This is a genomic window from Kitasatospora sp. NPDC050463, from assembly GCF_040655255.1.
In the GTDB taxonomy this organism is placed as follows: Bacteria; Actinomycetota; Actinomycetes; order Streptomycetales; family Streptomycetaceae; genus Kitasatospora.
On the sequence record NZ_JBFAJO010000082.1, the window covers coordinates 1 to 21621 of the forward strand.

Consider the following 21621-nt stretch of genomic DNA (forward strand, 5'->3'; position numbering starts at 1 on the left):
GGTACCTCACCCCCCTCGAAACCCGAGCCAGACTGCAGCACGACTTCACCCCCGCAGCGTAAGCACACGCTGTCCAAGATCAGGGGGGAACTTCAGAGATACTTTTCCCGTCTTCTCTTCATCGCCGGAATACTTGATCGCATGAGCAGATACGCGGAGGTCATCGTTCTGGCACGGGGAGCGGAGGAGGTGATGGAGCCTCTCACCCGGCCCGACGAGGACCGGGAGTGGCACCAGTGCTTCACGCGGGTCGGCGACAACGTGTTTGCCGGCTCTGCAATGCCGTCTGCGGAGTGCTACGCGTGGGTGATCCAGTTCGGACGCTCAACGTGGGGTGGCCTCTTTGCCCACCTGGAGTCGCTGCCGTGGCCTGAGCCGTTGTCCGTGCAGGTCCTTCGGGCTGTGGATGCTGTACGACGGCAGCCTGACCGAGGTTCCGATCCCGGGCACTCGGCGGGAGCCCTTCTTCGCATCCGTCCAGGGTGTCCTGTCCCGCACTGACCGCTGAGGGGCGCGGTGACGGGGGCTGCCCGACCCCAACCTCGTCGCACCCCAGAATCCCCAGCCCCGCAAGCACCACTACAGGCCCGTACCGCTATAGACCACATCAGAAGCGACCAGAACGCCGTGGTGCGGACGGGTTCACCGCCAGCGTCGCCGCCGGACGGGTATCTCGCACGCGATGCTGGGCCGACGGGCGCCGCCGTCTGCTGGGCCCCGCTCGGAGGCGGCGGCGACGCCCTACCTGGCATCTGGGCAGCCGCTGGCCCACCCAAACCCCGACCGCATGGGTATGACGCGCTGCGATCAGCCGCCCCCTGCGTCGTCACCGCAGATTTCCAGCTCGTGCAGCCGTCTGGACGCCCGTCGGGCGGCCTCCCGTGCCTGTTCGGCTTGCGCGGCGGCCCCGTGCGCCGTGCTCCGGGCGGACTCGACGCGCTCTTCGGCACGCGCGAGAGCGTCCCGGGCGCGGTTGTCGCGCTCCTGGGCTGCGGTGAGCGCGTTGCCAGCCTGTTCGGCCTCGCTCCTCGCCCGCTGCCGGGTTGCTTCGGCGTTGGTGAGAGCCGTGTCGGCGGCCTGGGCTCGGGTGGAGGCTGCTTCCTGGGCTTTCTCGGCCGCGGCCGCCTCTGCCTGGGCCCGCTTCTGCTCGGCCAGACGCTGCCGCCCAGTGTCCACCCGGGCCGCGGCGGGCTTCGTGTCGGCCGCGGACGTGGACGTCCCCGCGGGACTTGGCGCCCGCTGCGGCCCGCGCGGCGGCGCGGGCGCCCTTGTCGCTCCCTGCGTGCCACGGCCAGGACCCGGCCCGTGGGCCTCTGGCGCACCAGCGCCGGCGCCCGGCCAGAGCACAGGCTCCAACGCGGCGGTCAGCCGACCTGCGGCGAGGTCCCGGCTGGCATCCGGATCGGCGAGAGCGGCACTCAGCGTCCGCTCCAGGTCGGCGACGGCGCCGGCACCGAGCGGATGGCCGGCCGTCTCTGCATCCTGCTCGGCCTGCCCGGCCAGCGCCCGTACCAGATGGCGGCGCTGCTCGACCAGCTCGCGCAGCTGCGTGCCGGTGAGGTGCTGCTGGGCGTCTCGCAGGGCCTGGCCGAGGCCGAGGAGCTGTGCGACCAGGTCCTGGTGGTGGTGGGCGAGAAGGTTAGCGGCCCAGGCGGCCTGGGTGGGGCGGCGCAGCGCGCGGATCTGCTTGGCGAGCTGTGGGTCGGTCTTCTTGAGCTCGTTGGCGCGCTGGTTGCGGGCCGCGGTGAAGTCGGCCGGGGCGAGGAGGTAGAGCTCGTCGGCGATCGCGTCGAAGGTGGGGGAGGACACCCAGCGCACCGCGTGCTTCCCCTTGGCCGGTCTGATTCTCGCCGCCTCCCCGATCGAGCTGCCGACCGTCCCCGACGACTTCGCCCAGGCCGTGGAGGAGCACCTGGCCGTCCAGGGATCGCCGGTGCTTGGCCGCCTTCCCGAAGTGTTGGTAGGTGCCCTCCCATGAGCCGATCCCGATCCCGGTTGCCGACGCGCCCGACTCGCTCGCGAGACAGGTCCTGGCGGCAGCCGCTCACGCGTTGAGGGCCGCGCTGCCGCCGGTTCTCGACCACGAGCCCGATGCCGCCGGCTGATCCGCGTCAGGCCGTCGTGCGGTGTTGTCCGGCGCTAGCGAGTGCTTCCGCGTGCAGGGGGGTGACGCTGGATCTCGTCGTGGGACTGCGTCGCGGTGTACAAGGAGACGGGTACGGTGACCAGCCTCACCAGCGTGGTTGCCGCCCCGCTGCCGCGCACGCGGGAGTGGGCCGCCTGGCGCCAGGGCGGGCACGCGGTAGCGCCAACGGCGCGCCGCAGTCGTGCGCGCGGGAGCATGGAGAGGTGGCTGCTGCCGGGCCCCGTTACCGTGCCGAGGACGTCGTCGAGGAGACCGCCCGGCCGGGTCGGCGCCTGCTCGTGGTGGCCGTGGGTGAGGAGGCCTACCTGGTGCGGCGGCTCGACCCCTCGGTGCCTGGGCGACCGGACGTCGAGCCCCGAGAGAGCGCGTGGGCACACACCGGGTGTGAGGCGGCCACCCGCCGGGTCGGGCGCCGCGACGACCGGCCCTCCCCGCGGGAAGCGGACTGAGGGGAAGAGGTCGATGGTGGCTCCGTGTCCAACGGCCGGCGGGGTGGGCTGGGCGGAGTCGAGGTCCACGGAGGCGCTCTCGCCCGGGTCCTCGTCAGGGCACGGCTGCGGCCCGCATGGTTGTCGTCCGACTGCCTACCTGCTGCCGATGCGGCCCCAGGACTCGGTAGCCTCGTTGCCGGCGAACCGCTTGGACGGGCCGGCAGGGCCGCTTCAGCCAGTAGGGCACCGTCCTGGTCTCGCAGTCCGGTCGGGACTGGCCTCACCTGAGCGCTCCGCCGTCCGATCTCACTCGGTATCCAGGCGGCCGGCTACCTGCGCGCCGCTGGTGCGGCAGTCACGCCCATCGCCGGGGGAGCTGTGGCGAGGGAAGGTGGCGGCCACCGGCCGCCGATCAATAACTTCCGCCACTCCAGTCACAGAATAGGAATTCAGAATTCTATTTCCCTGCGGCTCGGAGTGTCCGCATTGGGTGGCTATTTCGTGACGTCTCACCCTGTCGTGCTCAATTCAAGCTCAAATTCCCTGTATTTGATTGCCTCTGATCGGCCCCGCTGTCAGGATCGGACGTGTCCGGAAGTTCCGGGTGCGAAATCAATCGCAGGGGGAATTGGAATGGGGAAGACTATTTCTCGAATGGCGTGCGCGGTGGCAGGTGTGGGGGCGTTTGCCGCACTGGCCGCGCCGCAGGCCCAGGCGGCGCCCGTACCCGGCCCGGTGCCGGCGGTGGCGCTTCCGGCGGGCGCAGCGCCCGGGCACTGGACCATCGACCGCAAGGCCCCCGTGGTGAAGGTCCCGGACGCCGGGCGGGTCACACTGCCTCAGGAGTCGCAGAGCACGACGACTGACGACCCGTACACGCAGGTCCGCGATGCGCGCTACAGCGGCCAGGTCTGCGGGCTCGACCGGGTCGACATGGTCACTGGCCCCGGCCCCATGACGCTGACGCTCTCCCAGAGCAGGGCGGTGGCCAGTACGTGGTCGGCGAGCGTGTCGGTCGCCGCGTGGAAGGTCTCCGGCACCGTCGGGTTCAGCGTGACCGACACCGCCACGAACACTGAGTCCGGCGCGTTCCCCGTGCCGGCCGGAAAGTTCGGCTACCTCGAGGCCTACCCGCTGTACGACCTCTACAGCTACGACATCTACAACGTCGCCATCGGTGACCGCTACGTTGGCGGTGGGACCGCACAGCACCCGGTAGGCTTCTGCTACAACGCCTATACCGACTAGGAGACTTCAGTACATGCGGCGATCCAGTCGGTTCGTAGGCGCGGTGGTGGTCCTCGCCACCGCCGCGCTCGCGGGCGCGTGCACCAGCAGCGGAACGGCGCCCCAGGCCGAGAATGCGCCCTGGACGTTGGACGGCCTGGCCGCCACTCCGGTGGACCTTCCGATCCAGGGCAGTGTCGACGCCCCTCCCGCCAAGGGCGTGGCCAAGATCCTCGGCGTCGCCGAGATTGCGGGCACCGATGTGGTCCTCGCCGTCAGAAACGGCACCTGTCAGGTCTCGCTTCTGCCGGACCAGCTCACCGCGCCGACCAGCACCGCTCCCGCCACTGTCGGGTCGCAGCGTCCCGCGGCCGCCGGCGGCGCATTCTCGGACGCCCACCAGGAATTCCCCGGCAGTGTTCTCGTCGGGAAATACACCCAGGCGTCCGGCCAGATTTCCCCCTTCAAATTCACAACCGTCGGCTGCTCCGAAAAGGCGATGGTCGCCAGAATAGAAGGAGTCGATGGAACGGTGGAAATCCGGAAGAAGACCGGGGACTCACTGGAGTCCTGGCGCGAGGGCCAGGACGCGGTGCTGACCGTGGGAGCCTCCGAGGCGATCCGCCGACCGGCCCCGGCATCTGACACCTCCTCCTGATCAGAGGGAATGAGGGCGCCTACATCCACGTGGGCGCCCTCAGCACTGCGTGCGCGGCCGCCCGGTGGACCTCCGAGTTCGACCTGGCGGCGTGGGACCTGGACGACGACGGCGCCGCGATGCCCGTCGGGGCGGTGCGTGGCCTGGCCGTGGCCTGGCCGCAGGCAGGGTCAGCAGGCGGTTGAGACGGGCCTGACCTGCCGCGGGTGTCCCGCGGACCTGCGCCCGCAGGCGCCGGACGACTCCCGTCGCGCGTTCCGGTGCAGGTAGGGCTTGGATCAGCGGACGTGGTTGATGAAGGCGCGGGAGCCGTCGTGGAGGTCGATGGTGGCTCCGTATCCGACGGCGGGCGGGGTGGGCCGGGCGGAGTAGAGGTCCACGGAGGCGATCTCGCCCGGGTCCTGGGCGAGCAGCTGGGCGACGAGGGCCCGTTCGACGGTGGCGAGGTCGTTCGTCAGCACCGGGACCTCGAGCGCCGGTGGTTTCTCGCCCAGGACCGGGGCCCGGTCCTCGTCGCTTCCCAAGGTCTCGCCCGGGGCGCTCAGGAGGGCGACCTGCCAGCGAGATGTGCGGCCTTCGGCTTCGACGACGACGCCGAAGGGGTGCCGGGTGTGGCCGGCGTCGGTGAAGGTCTTCGCTGACACGCCGGGCAGGGCGGCCGCGGCGTCGAGGAGCAGGTGCTGGACGCGGGCAGGGCGCATGAGGAGGGCCTCCGGGGGTTGGGCGCCACGCTACCGGCCGCGGCCGCCGGCGGGTGCCGGGCGGGCGTTTAGCTGACGGTTGATCACTCCGAGAGCTTATCGAACAATAGTTCTATGACCTCCGCCGTGCCGTTCTCCAGCCCCGTCCGCTCGCCCGAGCGGCCGGGCGATGCCGAGCGGGCACCGCGGGAGCTGATGTCCCTGCCCGGCTTCTACCGGGACGAGCGGCGCTGGCGCCTGGTCGAGATCCGCCTCGGCGGGCGGTGGCGACCGGCGATGCTCACGGTGTGGCGCCGCCCGCCCGGCAGCGCGGTGTGGGTCGTCCACGTCACCTGGGGCCCGGAGAACACCGGCGCCTGGGGCTGGTTCCTGTTCGACAAGAACCGGATCCGCCCGCTGCCCGAACCCGCCGGCCCGGCCCCGACCACCGCCCCCTACCTCGGCACCTGGCGCGACGCGGTGCGCGTACCGGGCGAGCTCGCCGGCCCGGCCGGCACCGACCCGACCGAACGCTGCTGGTGCCTGGCCTGGCTCCGCGCCGACGGCGCGTGGCGCTCCGTCCTGGTCACCGCCCGCCGCTGCCCGGCCCCCCAGATGCCCTGGATCGCCCACGCCCGCTGGGGCGAGGACAAACAGGCCGCCTGGGTCATCGCCGACGGCATCGCCCTGCGCCCCCTCACCCAGGACGGCCCGCCCGCCCACGCCCACGTCCACGCTGACGCCGACGTTCTACCCGAGCCCGCCGGAGCGCCGGTCCCGTCTACCTCGGGGGAGTCCGTGTGAGCCTGACCGCCGCCGCCCCCCTGCCCGAACTCGCCGCGGACCGCCGAGACCGGCTCGCCGACCTCCTCGCCGCGACGTCCCCAGCCACTCGCGCCCGCGAGGCCCAGGCTACCGTCCTCCCCGTCTTCGAACCACTCGCCTCGCTGCTCCCGCACGGCGGCCTGGCCAAGGGCACCATCACCGAGGCCACCGACATGAGCCTGCTCCTGGCCCTCGCCGCCGGCCCCGCCACCACCGACCGCTACGCCTGGACCGCCGCCGTCGGCCTGCCCGACCTCGGCCTCGCCGCGGCTGCCGGCTACGGGCTCGACCTTGCCCGCCTGGTGGTCGCCGACCACCCCAGTGATCATTACAGCGAGGTGGTCACCGCCCTCGCCGCCGCCTGCCCCGTCATCCTCGCCGCCACCCCCACCGGCCTGGCGCCCCGCGCCCTGGAGCGCCTCGCCGCCCACCTGCGCCGCACCGGCACCATCCTCCTCACCCCCGGCCCCTGGCCCGGCGCCCAGCTGCGCCTGGAGGTGAGCTCCCGGCGGTGGTCCGGTCTGGGGGAGGGCACGGGCAGCTGACCGGACGCCAGGTGCGGGTGACGGTATCGGGGCGAGGGGCCGCCACACGCTCGCGCGCTGCGGAGCTGTGGCTTCCGGATGGCACCGGTGCCGTCCGCGCGGCGGAGGAGAGCGCCACCGGCATCAGGCAGCCGCAGGACACCGCGGCCGCCGCGTTGGCGTAGCCGCCGCAGCGGGGCGCTGCCGTAGCTGTGCCGGACGTGGCCGCCCCGCTTCCTCCAGGCAGACGGATCGGCCGGCGCCTGCGTCCATGACTTGAAGCTTCTCCTGGGGGTGAAGGTATGTCGCTGCCCGGGTGTCGTCGTTCTTCACCCGTTTCAGCCCGTTTCAGGTGGAAGTCGTCTTCCTAAACCCCGGAACGTGACCCTCCGCAATTCTTTACCTTCGGAACGTGAACCTTTCGGCCGTTCGAGGGATTGGATGCTCCTATCGGCACGCTACGCACACGGCTCCCAGCGCAACGTCACCGTGCCCCTGTTCCCGCATCCGACCAGCGAAGGACCCCTGCCCCTATGTACCTGTGTCCCCCTCTCCCGCCGAGGCCCGCCGGCCAGCCCGGCACCGTGGTCCTCGCCCTGCCCTGCGCCGTCCGCTCACGACGCCCGCGCGGCAGCGTTCCGGACCCGGCCGGGGAGGCGAAGTGACCGACCCAACCCACACCGACGCCGCCGGCACCACCCCCCAGGTGGACCTGCCCATAACCTTCCGAGCCTTCCAGGAACTCCACGCCGACGCCTACTACGACTACGCCTACGCCTGCCTCGACGACGCCACCCTCGCCCAGGACCTCGTCACCGACGCGTTCACCGAACTCGGCGCCTGCTGGGACCGCGTCCTGACCCACCCCCAGCCCGCCACCCACGCCTGGGCCGCGCTGCGCCACCTCGTGGAAGTGGAACGCGAGCACGTCGACCGCTACCGCGCCCTGTCCGGCCGGCTGATGTTCTCCGCGGCGCTACGCCTGGAGAAAGAGCCGTTCCTCGACGATCTGACCGCCAGCGTCAACAACCTGGAGGCGGGCATCGCGCTCGGCGAGGCCATCAAGAACCTGACGGGTGCCAAGTTCGACGTGATCGTGCTGCGCTTCATCACCGGACTCACCGTGGCCCGCACAGCCCAGGCGATGGGCATCGACCAGGGCACGGTGAAGTCCCTCACCACCCAGGCCCGACACAAGCTGGAGGCCCGGCTGCAGTCACGCCGGATCATCAGCCCCGGCACCACCAAGGACCAGGAGTGACCAGGTGACGACCCTCCCCGACCTCGATCGTCTGCTGGAGGCCGCGGGCCCTCTGCCCGCCGACCGCCCGAAATACGACCTCCATGCCGGCCAGCGCCGTATCGCCGAGAAGCTCGCCACCCGAATGCCGCAGACCACTTCCCCCGACCCGGTGCCGCACTTGCCCACCACACCCACGGCCGTGCACGCCGACGCCCGCCGCGACCTGCGGGCCCTGGCCACCGTCGTCATCAACGAACCCGACGCCTGCGAGAAGATCGACCGCCTCGTCGATGGCTGGGAGCCCAACGGCGGACTCGTCTTCGGCTGCCTGCTCGACCTCGCCGGACGCCAATACTCCGCCGTCTGGTGGTGGCAGTTCGCCGCCGGCGCCGGCAGCCACCTCGCCGCCTACTGCCTTTACCTCCACCACCTGCGCACGGGCGAACCGCACGACGCCGAACACTGGTTCCAGCAGGCCGCCCGCCTGGAAGACGGCACCATCGCTCCCATCGCCCCCGAGTTGCCCGACCTGCCCGGCTACACACACCTCGCCTCCCGCCTCGCCCCACCCTTGCCCGACACCGCCGGCCTTCCCCGACCCGGCAGCGCGCTACGCGAGGCGATCAACGACCTGCCCCGCGAGGACGGAGACTGCGGCCTGCTGAGCCTGCCCACCGCCGACGTCGCCCACCGCCTCCAGGAACTCGCCTCCCACTGACCCACCCGCCCGCCGGGCCGCCACCCACCAGAGCGCCGGCCCGACACGACAGACCCGAACGGAACAAGGCCGATGAACGCCAACGACCCCGCGACCCTCGCCCTGGCCACCTCGGCGGCCGGCTACCTCACGACCATCACCGTCCTCGCCCTCACCGCCCTGGCCGCCCCCAGCCCACACCGCCGCCGCGCGGCACGCGACCTCCTCGCCCTCCTCCTCAACCGCAAGCCCTGAAGCCCGCGGCCTGTCAGTACAAGCTGGGATGCTGGCCGGCATGGACGACGAGGCGCTGATGCGAGGCCGGGTCTACGGAGCCGACCACGACGCGGACACCGGCCCGCAGCCAGGCCACGAGTACCGGGAACTGGTCGCCGGCCCGCTCGACGGTCTCCTCCTGGACGTCACGGGCTGGGACGCCGAGCAGCTCGCCGACGGCGCCGCGCTGGCCACCGAGATCGGCTCGTACGGGGGTCCAGCCAAGGTACGTGCAAAAGGGCCATGACGTGATCTTGGAGCCGTGAAGGCTCTTGTCTCCGGCCAAGGTGAGCCGGAAAGCCGCCATGGGATGATCTTGAGCCTCCGGGCCCCGGTGCCCCGCCTTCTCGCTACCATCTGCTTATGGTTGATCACGAGACGGCGTTTCAGTCCCTGGACGGTACCGCGCTGTTCGGCACGGTCTGCTCGGCCGAGACGCCGGTCGGGATGGCGGTCCTGGTCCACGGGTCGGGAGTGACCCGGGAGGAGGGCGGCTTCTTCACGCGCCTGGCCGCCGGCCTCGCCGCTGCGGGAGTGACCAGTCTGCGTTTCGACCTGCGGGCGCACGGAGCCAGCGGCGGCCGTGAGTCGGAGCTGACAATCGCCTCGGTGACCAACGACATCCGCGCGGCCAGCGACCACCTGCGAGCGCACACCGGCCGGCCGGGCCCGGTGCACGTGATCGCCGCCTCGTTCTCCGGCGGCGCCGCCGCACTGCACGCCGCCCACCGGCCCGACGACGTCGCCAAGCTGGTGCTGCTCAATCCGCGGCTGGACTACAAGGAGCGGTACGTCACCTCCCGACCGGGCTGGTCGCACGACTACCTGGCCGGGGACATGGCGGTCCGGTTGGAGGAGCAGGGCTTCACCGAGAAGTCGCCGTTCAAGCTGAACCGGGCCCTGCTCAACGAGGTCTTCTACCTGGACACCCCGGCGATCCTGGCCGGAGTGCGGGCGCCGGTGCTGATGGTGCACGGCACCGCGGACACCTTCGTGCCCATCGAGTCGTCCCGCCGGTACCGGCCGATGTTCGGCGGGCCGGTGGAGCTGGTGGAGCTGGACGCCGCCCAGCACGGCTTCGCCGCCCACGACGACCCGCAGTACCTTCACCCGAAGTCGCAGGCGTGGCAACGCGAGGTCATCGAGAAGGTGAGCACCTTCCTGGCCGGTTAGGCCACCGCCAGCTCGCCCAGGCGCTGCCGGAACTCCCGTACCGCCGGACGCTCGGCGTACGGCGCGAGGTGGTCAGCGGTGCGGTGGAGCTCGGTGAGGGCCTGCCCGAAGCGGGCGCCGGCGGCGAGCGTCAGGGCCTCCATCGCGGCAGTGGCAGCCTCGTCCGGTTCGCCGACCGCGACCAGAGCGCCGGAGTACTGGGCGGTGAAGTACGCCCGGTCGCGGGGCGCGAACGCGGCCGCGGCGAGGTGTTCGCCGAAGAGGCTGACGGCCTGGTCGCTGTGGCCGGCTTCGTGGTAGCAGATCGCGGTCTGCACCATCAGCCGTTCACGGGTGTAGCCGTCGCCGAGCGGACCGGTGCAGGTGGCTGGCCCGCTCGGCGGGGCGGCCTGGCCGAGCGCGGCGTGCGCCTGGTCGAGTACGCGGGCCACCTGGTCGGCACCGGCGCCGGTCAGGGCCAAGGCCCGGGCCTGCTGCTGGAACGCTTCCGCGCGGGGCCTGGGTGGCAGCGTCCAGGGGCCGGTGGTGGCGGCGCGGGCGAGGTCGAGCATCCGGGCCGCGTCGGTGCGGTCGGTGGCCTGGGCCTGGCGGAGCAGGACGTAGGCGTGCATCGCGCCGTCGCCGGTCAGCGTCGCCCACTCCTTCGCCTGGTGGTGCCAGTACGCGACGGCCGGGGCGGGGGCGCCGGCGTCGCGGTGGAGCCAGGCAGCGAGCTCGGCGCCCCGGGCGCCGAGGACCAGCAGCTCGCGGCGCAGGTCCTCTGCGGCGGTGCGGGCGGCGGAGTTGATCGCGGCGAGGATTCCCAGTGCGGTAGGCAGCGCCTCGTGCGGGCCGGCCAGGCCGTCGGCGCGGGCGGCGTCGTCCAGCGCGGTCCGCAGGTGAGCGAGCAGTTCGTCCCGATTGTGGCGGCCGGCGTGGTTCGCGGCGGCGGTGAGGTGGTCCAGGGCCGTGAGGTCGAGCACCGGGGCAGCGCCCACCAGTCCCAAGAACGTCCGTCGGCGCACGTCGCACTCCTCCAGCTTCTCTCCGCTCCCGTCCGGGCGCCGTCCGGTGGGCCGGGCGGGCCGGCGAAAGCCGAGGTCCTCAAGCGGGCAGCCGAACATCGCCTCCAGGACGCGCCGGGCGTCGCGGTTGGGCCACGTCGACTCGCCCGACTCCCACCGCCTCACCTGCCGCACCGAGATCCTGGCCTGCTCGCGCAACTTGCGGGCCGTCTCGTCGTACGCGGTAGCGAAGTCCTCCTGGGTGTGCCAGCCGCGTTCGACGCGGGCGGCGACGAAGCCCCAGTTGGCGACGGCATGTTCGGGCATGGGCACCCCCGGAATCCAGGACCACCACGGTAGCCATCATGGCCACCGTCAGCGAGAGGCCGGTACCTACCCGTCACGGTGTCCGGTGAAGCGTCCGCTGATCCGGCCTCGACCCAAGAGCCGCCCGGCGGTGAACTGTTGAGCACCGGACCGGCCCGCCCGGCCGAGTCCCCAACCCCTCTACGTAAGGAGGACTGCGCCATGAAGACCACCACCCCGGCGAAGGCCCCGGTCACGCTCGACCCGAAGAAGGTCGCCGCGCTCCAGGCGAAGGTCAGCCGACTCGTCGGCACCGGCGCGCTGGCCGCCGCCCCGCACACCTACCACCACTGAGTGATCTCCGGGAGGGCGGGACGGCTGGGGCCGCCCCGCCCTCCCGGGCTCTCCACCCCCGGTCCCGCACATCAAGGAGGCAACCCGTGGACACCCGCCTGGAGCTGACGTTCCTGGGCCACCAGACCTGGCTGGTCCAGGGCGGCGGCCACCGCGTCCTGATCGACCCCGTCCTCAAGGAAGCGTTCGGCCTGCCCGGCCGGGCCGAGTGCCGGGTCTGGCCGCCGCGCCGGATCGACACCAGCCTGATGCCCCGCCCGGACGCCGTCGTGCTCACCCACGAACACCTCGACCACTTCCACCTGCCCTCCCTGGACCTGCTCGACCGCGCCGTGCCCGTCTACACCGGGCCGCTGCTGCCCGCCCCGGTCAAGGAGGCGATCGTCCGGCTCGGCTTCAAGGTCCGCCAGGTCGACCACACCACCCCGATCGAGCTGGGCGACCTGCGCGTCACCCTCTACCCGGCCGGCGCCCAGACGCTCTTCTGGGAGGACCGCGTCGTCCAGCCCTGCCTGCAGGTCGGCGACGGACCGAGCGTGTTCATCGCGGTGGACGCCGACCCCTCCGACCTGTACCTGCAGCAGGTCGCCGAAGGCGCCCAGCCCGTGCCCCGCGTCGCGGTGGTCTCCAACAACTCCCAGATCGTGCCGCCCGGCATGCCCGCCTCCTCGGTCAACCTGCTGCCCGGCATGGACGGCACCCGGCACAAGACCGGCCTGTCCGTGCTCAACCAGCTGCTGCTCGACGTCCTCGCCCCACTCGACGGCATCAAGGACGTGGCGCTGTGCGGCAACGGCTTCCTGCCCCCGGCCTCCCCGCACGGCCCGTTCCTCTACTCCGACCACCCGAAGATGGCCGAGGCCGCCAACGGCCTGCAGCACCTCTTCCACGTCCACGGCCCGCGCCCGGGCGACCGCCTGACCGTACCCGCCACACCGGCACAGAAGGTGACGACCGACCAGGTGGGCTGGGTGCGGATCGACGACGACTACGAGTACGAGGCACTGGTCGCACACGCCGCGTTCCTCGCCGACCCCGGCACCGTCGACCTGGTCCCGCTCGCCGAGCCGCCCACCGAGCAGGACCAGGCCCTCGCGGTCGTGAAGGCGGAGCTGCCGCGGCTGGGCCGCGAACTGCTGGCCACCGCCACCGGCATGCTGGCGTGCAGCATCCACGAGTACCTCTCCGGCCCGCTCGGCCCCCACCGCGCGGTGCTGCGGCTCAAGGACGGCCCCGGCGGCGAACTCCTCCAGTACGCCTGGGACGTCACCACCGCCGACTTCACGCGGGTCGAGGCGACCGGCCGCGAAGAGGCGATGGCCGCCTACCCGTTCGGCGCCGAGATGTTCTTCCAGGACTACCTCGCCCTGCTCACCGGCCGCCTGCAGGTGTGGGACGTGGCCGGCGGAGCGATGGAGTGCTGGCACATCGGCCGCCCGCTGGACAGCCTCGTCTACGCCTTCTTCGGTATCTACGGCGAGCACCAGCGCCCCGACCTCGCCGCCCTGTCCTACGTGAACCTGGCCGCCGGCATCACCGCCCCGGCAGGCACCCGGTGACCACCGCGCCAGCCACCGCCGCCCAGGCGCTGACGGGACTCGCCCGCATCCGCCCCGCCGGATGGCTGGCCACCCCGATGCCCACCGACCCCGTCGACCTTCTCGTGCGCGCCCGCCAGGTGCTCGCCGCCGATCACCCCGGCGTGGACGGCAGGGTCAGCGTGGTCAGCGCCCGGTACACCGCCGCGGTGTTCGCGGTCCACCGGCCGCCGCCGGAGTGCTCGCTGGTGCTCAAGCTCCACGCCGATCCGGCCGCGTACGCCGGGGAGACGCTGGCGTACGCACTGCTGGCCGACACCGCCCCGGTCGCCCGGCTGTACTCGGAGGGCGACAGCTCGCTGTCGCTGCTGCTGGAGTACCTGCCGGAGGCGGCTGAGTGGAGCGGTCCGCGGATGCCCGCCGTGCTGGCCGAGCGCGTCGCCGCCGTCCACACCGCCTCGCTGCGGCTGCCCGGCGAGGCCGCCGAGGCGATGGCCGGCTTCACCCTCGCCGCCCTGCTCGACGCTCCGGCCCCGGCCTGGATCGCCGACCCGGCAGCGTACGGCGAGGTGCTGGCCGCGCACCTGGATGCCTACGGCCCCGCCCTGGTGCCGCTCGGCCACCTCGACCTCAAGCCCGGGCACCTGCGCCGGCGCCCGGACGGCGAGGTGGTGCTGCTCGATGTGGAGAGCGTGCGCCCGGACGTGACCGGGCTGATCGACCTGGTCACCCTGCCCGCCGTCCTGCGCCAAGCCGGGCACGAGCTCAGCCCGGACCGGGTGCTGGGCCTGTACCTGGATGCCACCACCGCGCTTGGCGGCAGCTGGACGGTCGGCTCGCTGAAGGCCGCCCTGTGCGCGTACGCGGCGGCCACTGGCCTGGAGAGCCTGCACGGTCTGGACCGGTGAACGCCGAACACCCGGTGCTCTGCTGACCACCACGGTCGGTGAGGCATCGGGCGTTCGCGCGCCGCTACGGGCCCTCGATGCCGACGATCGTGCCGAACGGGTCACGCAGCTGGGCGATCCTGCGTCCGGGCTCGATCGTCAGCGGGCCGCGGTGGTGCTCGCAGCCGGCCGCCAGCAGCCGCTCCCGGACCCGGTCGACGTCGTCCACGCCCCAGTACACGATCGGGCTGCCACCCCTGGGGTTGCGCTCATCATCCACCGGATGGAAGCCCACCTCGACCCCACCGATCTCCACCCAGGCGTAGACGGCCCCGGTGTCGCTGACGTCCGTCTTCACGGGGACCTCCAGGAGCTCGCCCCACCACCGGGCCGACGCCTCGGGATCCACAGCGAAGGTCATCACGGTACGAACGGTGCTGAACACGGCCCACCTCCACAGGGGTGCCTTCTGAGTTCCGGATCTTGGTTCCTGCGCTCCGCGCGGGCTTTTGGAGCATGACGTGAAGGCGTCATACCGCCGGTAGCCCCCTGATTTCCGCAACGGCTCGACGTCACGCTGCGGCTGCGATCCGAGCCCGGCGGGCAGCGCGCCGCCGGTAGGCCCGGGATCGGCACTTCCCCGAGCAGTACCGCATGTCGATCCGATGGATCGCCCCGGCGAAGGTGATGACGCCGCACTCTGGGCAGGTCAGCAGCCGGATCATGCGCCTGTCGCCGAGATGCTCGGCCTCGGCGAGCATCATCCCGAGCGTCCAGATCCGGTCGGAGGCGACCCGCCTGCGGTACGCCTGCGAGCGGCAGACGTCGTCGCAGTACCGGCGCCGGGCCGAGGCTTTCAGGGGGAGCCGGGCGCCGCAGTTCTCGCAGTACCGAACGCGGGCCACGACTCCAGGGTCGCGCGCCGTCCGGCCGGATGCCGAGTGCTGGCCGGCTCCGCCCGGTGCTCAGCACCGGAACTCGGCTTCGCCCGGGTCGGCGGCCTCGGTCTCCTGCGGCTCCTGGCCGTCTCTGTCGGTCCAGGTACCGAACGGGCCTGGCAGGCCGGGCTCCTCGGCGCCGAGCTGCAGCGCGCCGCCCTTCAGCCGGTGCGGGCCGGGGATCACCGGCCGACCTCTTCGAGGTCGGCGGCGTCCAGCTCGGCCCGCTGGGCGACCAGCCGCTCGCGCAGCTCGATCTCCTCGGGGGTGAGCGGGTCTTCGGGGCGGAGGATGCGGGAGGGCTTGGGCCGCCGGGGCAGGTCGTCGTCGGCCGGGGCATCGAGCTCGGCCTGCTCGGCCTCGGCGAGCGCCCGGTACACCGAGGCGACGGAGGGGTTCTTCCCGGCGTTCTTGCCGTCCTTGATGACGAGCTTTCCGGCGATCTCGGGGACCGGGACGCCCTTGGCCTTGAGCGCGAGGGCGAAGGTGAGCATGTCGTCGTTGATGACCTTCGGCCGGCCGCCGTGGTTGCCCTTGGCGGCGGCGGTGACCTGACCCTCCAGGGTCTTCTCCCGGATGTAGTTGCGGTCGAGCTGGGCGCCGACGGCCAGCACGGCGAAGAACATCGCGCCGAAGCCGTTGGGGTCGTAGATGCCGGTCATCGGGCCGGTGAGGAGTTCGAGCAGGATGCCGGCCCTCTCCAGGTCGGCGGCCATCTGCATCAGCTCGGCGGCGTTGCGGGCCAGGCGCTTGGACTCGTGGACGGTCAGGATCACCACCTGGTCGGGGGCGGCCTCCTTGAACTGCCGGGCGAGGCTGAGTGCGGCCTCCATCTGCGGCCGGTACTTGATGCGGGTGCTGATCTTCTCCTGGAAGACCTTCGCGCACCCGGCCGCGGCCAGGGCGACGAGCTGGCTCTCCAGCTCCTGCTCGGCGGTCGAGCAGCGCGCGTACCCGATCCGGATCGGCGGGGCGGCGTGCTCGGGCGCCGGGGCGAGCACGGGGACCGGCCCCCGGTGCCAGGGCTTGCCCGGGCCGCGGTCGGCGGGCACCAGCACCTCCAGGTCCTCGCGGAGCCTGGGCACGAGGATGAACCGGGCGGTGTGGTACTTCGCCGCGGTCTTGCCGCCCATCGTCCGGCACGGACTGCCCGCAGGGACTTCACACTTCGGGCAATCGTGGCGTTCCACCGCAGATGCGGCCTGATCGGGTGTCAGATCCATGCCGGAAGTCTCTCAGAAGTGTGTTGCAGAACGCCGGAGTTTTGAGAGGTTTTCTGCGAGCTGGGACCTGGACAAGCCGGGCACGTTTCGGGGGTCTCGCAGAACTCTCGCAACTGTTCATTTCTGCGAGTGACCCACCGTCACCGTCGCTACGTTCCGCTACATGTCCCCGGCCGTGGCTTCGCGAGCGTCGCACGGGCGCTCAGAAGCCGGTTCGAGGTCGACCGGTCAGCCTCACCACAGGCCGGTTGTTACCCAGATGAGTGATTGAGGGTCTTCTCCGGGGTGGTTGCGGGGCTGTTCTCTCGCGCTGCCGGAACGATGGCAGCCATGGTCACACTGAAGGATCGAAGGAGAATTTTGAAGAATCGCTTGGTGATTGCTGCGGTGGTCGCTTCCTGCGTAGGGGCCGTCTTTGGCCTTGGCAGTCTGACGACGCCAGCAACCGCCGCTGCACAGACGACCAAGATCGTGCAGGCGAGTGGCAATTTTGGCGAGGTCGTCACGGCAACCTGCCCAGACGGCTACCACCTGACCGGCGGCGGCGGCGACGCAAACGGCAACGCTCTGGTTGCCTCACGCCCCTCCGACGACGGCCAGAGCTGGCGTGTGCTCGCGCTCGCCCGTGGCGTAGCACAAGACACCCGCACCGAAGCCTGGGCAATCTGCTCCGAATCCGAAGAAGACTGACCTCTGGCCCCCCGGCCTTTACGAGATACCCCTGGCCCGCAGTAATCCGTTGCGATCCATCCCTGCGGGCCAGGCGCGCTCCTACCGGCGCGGCGTACGCGCCGCGCGGGATCTTGCCGGGCCCGCAGTCCTGGGATGATCAGAGGAATCCCTTGAGCTCGGCGACCGGCATCACGAGGTGCCGCCGGCGGTGAAGGTGGCCGGCACGGACGGCGCCGAAGGAGCGGGGACGGGCGCCGTCACTCCGGCCGCGACCATCGCGGCCGCGGCGGCGGCCTCCGCCTGGTCCATGACGTCGTTGCCGTCGTTGCAGCACACCCCGCACACCAGCCGGAAGCCGCCGGGCTTGGTCGGGATGTTGTAGGGCAGGCGGGTCTCGTCGTCCTGCTTGCGCAGGTCGTAGCCGCACTCGGCGCACAGCAGGCCCATCCGCCCGGCCTGCTTCTCCGTCCACCACGGCCAGGCGGCGGCGAACCTGGTGTGGGAGAACATCTCCATCCGGCCGGGCTTGGGCTGGAAGCACAGGAAGCTCCAGCCCGGGCGCGTCTTCGGGTATCGGCGGGCGGTTCTTGAACGAGGGCATCCAGACCTCCAGCGACGGCAGGTCCTTGGTGGCGATCCGCACCTCGTAGCCCTTGCGGGGGCGCTGGGAGCGGCTGTTGGCCGGCGGGAACCGGTAGGCCGTCACGATCTCGCACGGCACCTGCAGCACCGCCAGGTCCTGGGCGACCTCGTCCGCGTCGGGGTAGAACTCGCCGCAGTCGGCCTCGCGCCAGAACGCCAGGCCGTCGCGGTTGAGCACCCCGCCGGCGTTGACCCGCCCGACCATGCGGCGCTGGGCCTTCCTCTGCTCCGGGCTCGCCACGTTCGGCACGGCCCTCTCCCTTCGTCTGCCGCGGGCGGGGGCCCGCGCACCGGCTCAACGACACTCCGCGCCGCCGGTTCCTTCCCGTACGGCCCTTCGGGCGCCGGGCTACTCCTCGCCCTGGTCGTCGTCGTCCGCCGCGGCCGGGCCGCGCAGCGGGCGCAGGGCTCCCTCGGGCTGGGAGGGGGTGAAGGCGTACCGGCCCAGGACGTTCAGATGCCCGGCCTTGAGCGGGGAGAGGCGGGCGACGTCCTCGTCCAGGACGTCGTGCTCGCGCTGGTCTGCGGGCAGCGCCCGCAGCGTTTCGACGGCGGCGTCCAGGTAGCGGGTGTTCCACAGCACCACGGCGTTGAGCACCAGTCCCAGGCTGGCCAACTGGTCCTCCTGGCCGTCCCGGTACGCCTGCTGGATGTGGCCGCGCTTGCCGTGGCAGATCGCGCGGGCCAGGGTGTGGCGGGACTCCTGCACGGTGAGCTGGCGGTTCATCCGCCGCCGGTAGGTGTCGTCCACCGGGTCGACCAGGTCGAACAGGTGGAAGGTCTTCTCGATCCGGCCGTACTCGGCGAACGCCTGCCCCAGCGGGGTCGGGTGGCCCTCGCGGCCGAACATCCGCAGCAGGTCGTAGGCGCGGACCTGGTTGGTGATCAGCGACCCGGCCACGCGCAGCATGTCCGGCCACTGCTCGCGGATCTTGCGCAGGTTGACCTTGTTGCGGGCGATCGCCTCCAGCGGCCCGTAGCCGGGCTGCGGCTCGGCGCCGGGTATGTCGGCGCGCCAGAACTGCTGATCGGCCAGGTCGCGGAAGCGCGGCGCGTCCGGGGGGAGCCTGCTGACTGCCCGGATGGCGTCCGGCATGTAGGCGGCGCGAGCCTGGTCCGGGCTCTTGCACGGAACGTGGGAACCTGTCGCCCCGACACTGTCGCCGGCCCGGTGGGCCGACGGCGAGAGGGAGTACTCCAAGCGGACAACGCCGCGAGGAACCGAGTACCGTCGCGGGGCACGGGGGCAGACCGTCTCGTAGCAGTGATGAAGCCCGGTAATGCGGGTGGAGCGAAGGGGACGGGTCGTCTGGGTCTGCTTGGTGGTCAACCGGAGTTCCCGGGAGGAGCCGGACGAGCGGATCGAAGTCGTTTGAGATCTCGAAGCACTTGGTGTTCGAAGCGTACTTGAGGGTCAAGGCCAACAAGGGCGCGGCGGGTGTCGACGGTGAGTCGATCGCACAGTTCGAGGAGAACCTTCGGGGCAACCTTTACAGGCTGTGGAATCGCATGGCGCCGGGCTGCTACTTCCCGCCGCCGGTGCGGATGGTGGAGATTCCCAAGCCCGGGGGATCGGGCAAGGTCAGGGTGCTCGGGGTGCCCACGGTCGCGGACAGGATCGCGCAGACGGTTGTGGCCATGGTCCTGGAGCCGATGGTGGAACCCGTGTTCCATCCGGCTTCGCTGCCGGCTGCGCGGACTTCGGCATGGCATCGAGAACGTTGGCGGTTTTGTGAACCCAGCACTTCTGCTCGCGGGTGGCGGGGAAGACCTCGCGCAGGGCCTTCCAGAAGCCGAGTGCGCCGTCGCCGACCGCCAGCACCGGGGCGCGCATGCCGCGGCAAGCGCAGTCACGCAGGAGGGCGGCCCAGGACTCGGACGACTCCCGGTATCCGTCGGTCGAAGGTGCATTGGTCCTTGCGAGCCCGGTGTGATAGATCATGCCGGGCCGCTGGCGTGGGCGGGGCGGGGCGAGGCGAGGCGGGGAAAGTGGGGGCACGTGGAGCTGCGCGACATAGAAATATTTCTGACCCTGGCCGAGGAACTGCATTTCGGCCGGACTGCGGAGCGGTTGCACATCTCCGTGGCGCGGGTCAGCCAGGCGATCAAGAAGCAGGAACGCTCCATCGGTGCGGAGCTGTTCGCCCGCGACAGCCGCAACGTCCGGCTGACTCCGCTGGGTGAGGCGCTGCGGGACGATCTGCGCCTGGTGCACCATGGTCTGACGCAGAGCCTGGAGCGGGCTCGGCTGGCGGCCCGGGGCAAGACGGGCACGCTGCGGGTGAGCCTGTTCCCCGCCAACATCCAGGAGCTGCGGCGGTTCTTCGAGATCTTCCGCGCCCGCCACCTGGACCACTACCTCCCGCGAACCTCGCCCCGCGGCCGGCTCATCGAGCGGGGCGCCGACGTGAACAACATCGCGGATATCTTCATGGCGGTGGGTATGCAGGAGGCGGTCTGCCTCTTCCCCGCGCACGTGGCCCGCTACTACCCGCGTCCGGACATCACCTATCTGCCCGTCAAGGGGCTGGAGCCACTGGCGTACTCGCTGGTGTGGCGGACCGAGTCCGAGAACGAGATGATCCGCGCCTTCGCCCACGTCGTGAGCGACCTGGGGCTCCTGCCCGACTGAGGGCGTGAATAGCTCGCGCGATGCCCGATGACCGGCAGGTCGTCGGATGTTCTTCAAGAGAGGTGACTGTGGAGCTGCGGGACATCGAGATCTTCCTGGTGCTGGCCGAGGAACTGCACTTCGGCCGCGTCGCGGAGCGACTGCACGTGTCCCCGGCCCGCGTCAGCCAGGCGATCAAGGCCCAGGAGCGGCGGATCGGCGCCCAGCTGTTCGAGCGCACCAGCCGCAGCGTGCGCATGACCGAGGTCGGCCGACAACTGCGCGACGACCTGCGGCCGGTCTACGCGGGCCTGCACGAGTCGCTGGAACGCGCGCGGATGGCCGCCCGCAGCGTCAGCGGACGGCTGCGCATCGGCATGATCCCCGGGAACGCCCACGATCTGCGGCTCTATTGGCAGACGTTCCGCTCGCGGCATCCACAGTGGGAACTGTCGATCCGTCACGCGCCCTTCAGCGACCCCTTCGGCGGACTGCGGCGGGGGGACATCGACGTCCTGGTCGCGTGGCTGCCCGTGCGGGAGGACGATCTCACCGTGGGCCCCGTTCTGTTGACCGACCCGCGCATGCTGGCCGTTGCCGTGGACCACGAACTGGCCACCCGCACCTCCGTCTCCGTGGAGATGCTCGCCGACTTCCAGCACACCGGCGCACCACAGATCCCCGGCTACTGGGCCGACAGCTTCGTACCCGCGCACACCCCGCGCGGGCGCACGATCGAGCGCGGCCCCATGGTCACCACGAACGACGAGATCTTCACGCTCGTCAGCGCCGGCGACGTGGTCAACATCAATCCCTCGCACGTCACCCGCTACTGGGGCCGCCCGGACATCCTCTGGCTGCCCTTCAACGACCTCGGGCCGCTGAGCTTCGGCCTGGTGTGGCGCACCGAGACCGAGAACGACGCCATCCGTGCCCTCGCTGAGACCGTCCGCCACCTCGGCACGTTCCAGCTGTGACCCACACGCCTGCCGGCCGGGAGCTCCACCCGTTCGTGTCGGGCCGCCCTCGCACCCTGCGTGGCTGCCTGCCTCCAGGCTGGGCTGGGCGTCGTAAACACAGGGGTTAACGACCCTTTCGACATCCGTCGTTGTTCCCCAGTACCGCTGCGTCCGAAGCTTGATCCGTTCCGAGGATCGAGCAAGAAGGAGGGACGCAGCGATGAACGTCGTGTCTTCCTCGGTGTCCGTGACGGTCACCGATCCAGCCGCCTCCAGCCGGTTCTTCACCACCCACCTGGGATTCCGTGAAGTCCTGGCTGACGAGGACTTCGTGGAGCTCGCCCGTGACGACGCGGCCGTCGACCTCGTCCTGGTGCGGCGCGACCTCGAACGGCACGGGCCCGGCCAAGGGCCTACCGACGTGGTCGTGTCATTCGAGGTCACCGGTATCACGGCCGAGTACGAGCGGCTGCGCAACGACGAAGCCCACTTGTCCGTGACCCTGCACCAGGAGCCGTGGGGCGACCTGGTGGTGCGACTGGTCGACCCCAACGGCGTCGTCGTCCAGCTCACCGAATGGGTGCCGCCCGCAGGAACCTGACCCACCGCCCGACAAGAGCAAGAACAA

At 71.3% G+C, this 21621-nt stretch carries 26 protein-coding genes and 2 pseudogenes; 18 read left to right on the plus strand and 10 right to left on the minus strand.

Annotated features, from left to right (window positions below; genetic code table 11):
* Positions 1–807: 807 nt before the first annotated feature.
* Positions 808–1809 carry a hypothetical protein gene (locus AB0J08_RS34385; protein WP_360641942.1) on the minus strand — a complete coding sequence of 334 codons (1002 nt, stop codon included), beginning with the start codon at positions 1807–1809 and terminating at the stop codon, positions 808–810.
* Here AB0J08_RS34385 and AB0J08_RS34390 point away from each other — a divergent pair.
* The 4 genes from AB0J08_RS34390 (at position 1796) to AB0J08_RS34405 (ending at position 4462) form a co-directional block, all read left to right on the plus strand.
* Positions 1796–1978, plus strand: coding sequence for a hypothetical protein (locus AB0J08_RS34390; RefSeq protein ID WP_360641944.1), 183 nt, complete (start codon positions 1796–1798; stop codon positions 1976–1978). The two genes, AB0J08_RS34385 and AB0J08_RS34390, sit on opposite strands and share 14 nt — an antisense overlap.
* A gap of 371 nt (positions 1979–2349) precedes the next feature.
* On the plus strand, positions 2350–2595 hold the full coding sequence (locus tag AB0J08_RS34395; RefSeq protein WP_360641946.1) for a hypothetical protein: 246 nt from the start codon (positions 2350–2352) through the stop codon (positions 2593–2595).
* Between the two features lie 636 nt (positions 2596–3231).
* On the plus strand, positions 3232–3825 hold the full coding sequence (locus tag AB0J08_RS34400) for a hypothetical protein (protein ID WP_360641948.1): 594 nt from the start codon (positions 3232–3234) through the stop codon (positions 3823–3825).
* A gap of 13 nt (positions 3826–3838) precedes the next feature.
* Positions 3839–4462: a hypothetical protein gene (locus tag AB0J08_RS34405; protein WP_360641949.1), complete on the plus strand. Its 624-nt coding sequence runs from the start codon at positions 3839–3841 to the stop codon at positions 4460–4462.
* A gap of 278 nt (positions 4463–4740) precedes the next feature.
* Here the strand turns inward: AB0J08_RS34405 and AB0J08_RS34410 are convergent, their stop codons facing one another.
* The gene (locus AB0J08_RS34410) at positions 4741–5163 is read right to left on the minus strand and encodes a hypothetical protein (RefSeq protein WP_360641951.1); all 423 of its coding nucleotides are present in this window, start codon (positions 5161–5163) and stop codon (positions 4741–4743) included.
* Positions 5164–5277: 114 nt separating this feature from the next.
* On the opposite strand from AB0J08_RS34410, the gene AB0J08_RS34415 reads away from it, so the two are divergent.
* The 7 genes from AB0J08_RS34415 (at position 5278) to AB0J08_RS34445 (ending at position 9880) form a co-directional block, all read left to right on the plus strand.
* Complete coding sequence (locus tag AB0J08_RS34415; protein WP_360641953.1) at positions 5278–5946, plus strand: hypothetical protein; 669 nt, start codon at positions 5278–5280, stop codon at positions 5944–5946.
* Positions 5943–6512: a hypothetical protein gene (locus AB0J08_RS34420; protein ID WP_360641955.1), complete on the plus strand. Its 570-nt coding sequence runs from the start codon at positions 5943–5945 to the stop codon at positions 6510–6512. The genes AB0J08_RS34415 and AB0J08_RS34420 overlap by 4 nt, the downstream gene beginning before the upstream one ends.
* Positions 6513–7152: 640 nt before the next feature.
* Positions 7153–7752 carry a sigma factor-like helix-turn-helix DNA-binding protein gene (locus AB0J08_RS34425; RefSeq protein WP_360641957.1) on the plus strand — a complete coding sequence of 200 codons (600 nt, stop codon included), beginning with the start codon at positions 7153–7155 and terminating at the stop codon, positions 7750–7752.
* 4 nt (positions 7753–7756) lie between these two features.
* Entirely contained in the window at positions 7757–8452 is a 696-nt protein-coding gene (locus AB0J08_RS34430; protein ID WP_360641958.1) for a hypothetical protein, read from the plus strand.
* 72 nt (positions 8453–8524) lie between these two features.
* Positions 8525–8686 (plus strand): hypothetical protein, encoded by a 162-nt coding sequence (locus AB0J08_RS34435; RefSeq protein WP_360641960.1) that lies wholly within the window; start codon positions 8525–8527, stop codon positions 8684–8686.
* Between the two features lie 40 nt (positions 8687–8726).
* On the plus strand, positions 8727–8954 hold the full coding sequence (locus AB0J08_RS34440; protein WP_360641962.1) for a hypothetical protein: 228 nt from the start codon (positions 8727–8729) through the stop codon (positions 8952–8954).
* 116 nt (positions 8955–9070) lie between these two features.
* Positions 9071–9880 (plus strand): alpha/beta fold hydrolase, encoded by an 810-nt coding sequence (locus AB0J08_RS34445; RefSeq protein ID WP_360641964.1) that lies wholly within the window; start codon positions 9071–9073, stop codon positions 9878–9880.
* Here AB0J08_RS34445 and AB0J08_RS34450 read toward each other — a convergent pair.
* Complete coding sequence (locus AB0J08_RS34450) at positions 9877–11190, minus strand: XRE family transcriptional regulator (RefSeq protein ID WP_360641966.1); 1314 nt, start codon at positions 11188–11190, stop codon at positions 9877–9879. The two genes, AB0J08_RS34445 and AB0J08_RS34450, sit on opposite strands and share 4 nt — an antisense overlap.
* Before the next feature lie 201 nt (positions 11191–11391).
* Between AB0J08_RS34450 and AB0J08_RS34455 the strand changes: the two genes are divergently transcribed.
* The 3 genes from AB0J08_RS34455 to AB0J08_RS34465 all read left to right on the plus strand — a co-directional run bounded on the left by AB0J08_RS34455 (position 11392) and on the right by AB0J08_RS34465 (position 13969).
* Positions 11392–11523 (plus strand): hypothetical protein, encoded by a 132-nt coding sequence (locus AB0J08_RS34455; RefSeq protein ID WP_360641968.1) that lies wholly within the window; start codon positions 11392–11394, stop codon positions 11521–11523.
* Positions 11524–11609: 86 nt separating this feature from the next.
* Complete coding sequence (locus AB0J08_RS34460; RefSeq protein ID WP_360641970.1) at positions 11610–13082, plus strand: MBL fold metallo-hydrolase; 1473 nt, start codon at positions 11610–11612, stop codon at positions 13080–13082.
* Positions 13079–13969, plus strand: a complete 891-nt coding sequence (locus tag AB0J08_RS34465; protein WP_360641972.1) for a hypothetical protein — start codon at positions 13079–13081, stop codon at positions 13967–13969. The genes AB0J08_RS34460 and AB0J08_RS34465 overlap by 4 nt, the downstream gene beginning before the upstream one ends.
* A 64-nt stretch (positions 13970–14033) precedes the next feature.
* Here the strand turns inward: AB0J08_RS34465 and AB0J08_RS34470 are convergent, their stop codons facing one another.
* The 4 genes from AB0J08_RS34470 to AB0J08_RS34485 all read right to left on the minus strand — a co-directional run bounded on the left by AB0J08_RS34470 (position 14034) and on the right by AB0J08_RS34485 (position 16019).
* A complete protein-coding gene (locus AB0J08_RS34470; RefSeq protein WP_360641974.1) occupies positions 14034–14393 on the minus strand; it encodes a VOC family protein in 360 nt (119 codons plus the stop codon).
* A gap of 127 nt (positions 14394–14520) precedes the next feature.
* Complete coding sequence (locus AB0J08_RS34475) at positions 14521–14853, minus strand: hypothetical protein (RefSeq protein WP_360641976.1); 333 nt, start codon at positions 14851–14853, stop codon at positions 14521–14523.
* Between the two features lie 60 nt (positions 14854–14913).
* Positions 14914–15072 carry a hypothetical protein gene (locus AB0J08_RS34480; RefSeq protein WP_360641978.1) on the minus strand — a complete coding sequence of 53 codons (159 nt, stop codon included), beginning with the start codon at positions 15070–15072 and terminating at the stop codon, positions 14914–14916.
* Positions 15069–16019 carry a recombinase family protein gene (locus AB0J08_RS34485; RefSeq protein ID WP_360641980.1) on the minus strand — a complete coding sequence of 317 codons (951 nt, stop codon included), beginning with the start codon at positions 16017–16019 and terminating at the stop codon, positions 15069–15071. The genes AB0J08_RS34480 and AB0J08_RS34485 overlap by 4 nt, the downstream gene beginning before the upstream one ends.
* A 420-nt stretch (positions 16020–16439) precedes the next feature.
* On the opposite strand from AB0J08_RS34485, the gene AB0J08_RS34490 reads away from it, so the two are divergent.
* Positions 16440–16799 carry a hypothetical protein gene (locus AB0J08_RS34490; protein WP_360641982.1) on the plus strand — a complete coding sequence of 120 codons (360 nt, stop codon included), beginning with the start codon at positions 16440–16442 and terminating at the stop codon, positions 16797–16799.
* 171 nt (positions 16800–16970) lie between these two features.
* Here AB0J08_RS34490 and AB0J08_RS34495 read toward each other — a convergent pair whose 3' ends face one another.
* From AB0J08_RS34495 to AB0J08_RS34505, 3 genes and pseudogenes are all read right to left on the minus strand, one after another.
* A complete protein-coding gene (locus tag AB0J08_RS34495; RefSeq protein ID WP_360641984.1) occupies positions 16971–17297 on the minus strand; it encodes a hypothetical protein in 327 nt (108 codons plus the stop codon).
* Positions 17298–17772: 475 nt separating this feature from the next.
* A pseudogene (locus tag AB0J08_RS34500) lies at positions 17773–18477 on the minus strand (Tn3 family transposase); the annotation flags it as partial.
* Between the two features lie 627 nt (positions 18478–19104).
* Positions 19105–19323: pseudogene (locus tag AB0J08_RS34505) on the minus strand (transposase); the annotation flags it as partial.
* A gap of 99 nt (positions 19324–19422) precedes the next feature.
* Between AB0J08_RS34505 and AB0J08_RS34510 the strand changes: the two are divergent.
* The 3 genes from AB0J08_RS34510 (at position 19423) to AB0J08_RS34520 (ending at position 21594) form a co-directional block, all read left to right on the plus strand.
* Entirely contained in the window at positions 19423–20055 is a 633-nt protein-coding gene (locus AB0J08_RS34510; RefSeq protein ID WP_360641986.1) for a LysR family transcriptional regulator, read from the plus strand.
* Positions 20056–20117: 62 nt separating this feature from the next.
* Positions 20118–21011: a LysR family transcriptional regulator gene (locus AB0J08_RS34515; RefSeq protein WP_360641988.1), complete on the plus strand. Its 894-nt coding sequence runs from the start codon at positions 20118–20120 to the stop codon at positions 21009–21011.
* Between the two features lie 202 nt (positions 21012–21213).
* Complete coding sequence (locus AB0J08_RS34520) at positions 21214–21594, plus strand: VOC family protein (RefSeq protein ID WP_360641990.1); 381 nt, start codon at positions 21214–21216, stop codon at positions 21592–21594.
* Positions 21595–21621 lie beyond the last annotated feature (27 nt).

What these genes read in the sequence shown, in the direction of transcription:
- AB0J08_RS34400 (WP_360641948.1), top strand. Translation starts at nt 3,232, where the DNA reads ATGGCGTGCGCGGTGGCAGGTGTGGGGGCGTTTGCCGCACTGGCCGCG.
- AB0J08_RS34405 (WP_360641949.1), top strand. Translation starts at nt 3,839, where the DNA reads ATGCGGCGATCCAGTCGGTTCGTAGGCGCGGTGGTGGTCCTCGCCACC.
- AB0J08_RS34410 (WP_360641951.1), bottom strand. Translation starts at nt 5,163, where the DNA reads ATGCGCCCTGCCCGCGTCCAGCACCTGCTCCTCGACGCCGCGGCCGCC.
- AB0J08_RS34415 (WP_360641953.1), top strand. Translation starts at nt 5,278, where the DNA reads ATGACCTCCGCCGTGCCGTTCTCCAGCCCCGTCCGCTCGCCCGAGCGG.
- AB0J08_RS34435 (WP_360641960.1), top strand. Translation starts at nt 8,525, where the DNA reads ATGAACGCCAACGACCCCGCGACCCTCGCCCTGGCCACCTCGGCGGCC.
- AB0J08_RS34440 (WP_360641962.1), top strand. Translation starts at nt 8,727, where the DNA reads ATGGACGACGAGGCGCTGATGCGAGGCCGGGTCTACGGAGCCGACCAC.
- AB0J08_RS34445 (WP_360641964.1), top strand. Translation starts at nt 9,071, where the DNA reads ATGGTTGATCACGAGACGGCGTTTCAGTCCCTGGACGGTACCGCGCTG.
- AB0J08_RS34450 (WP_360641966.1), bottom strand. Translation starts at nt 11,190, where the DNA reads ATGCCCGAACATGCCGTCGCCAACTGGGGCTTCGTCGCCGCCCGCGTC.
- AB0J08_RS34455 (WP_360641968.1), top strand. Translation starts at nt 11,392, where the DNA reads ATGAAGACCACCACCCCGGCGAAGGCCCCGGTCACGCTCGACCCGAAG.
- AB0J08_RS34485 (WP_360641980.1), bottom strand. Translation starts at nt 16,019, where the DNA reads ATGGGCGGCAAGACCGCGGCGAAGTACCACACCGCCCGGTTCATCCTC.
- AB0J08_RS34490 (WP_360641982.1), top strand. Translation starts at nt 16,440, where the DNA reads ATGGTCACACTGAAGGATCGAAGGAGAATTTTGAAGAATCGCTTGGTG.
- AB0J08_RS34495 (WP_360641984.1), bottom strand. Translation starts at nt 17,297, where the DNA reads ATGGAGATGTTCTCCCACACCAGGTTCGCCGCCGCCTGGCCGTGGTGG.
- AB0J08_RS34520 (WP_360641990.1), top strand. Translation starts at nt 21,214, where the DNA reads ATGAACGTCGTGTCTTCCTCGGTGTCCGTGACGGTCACCGATCCAGCC.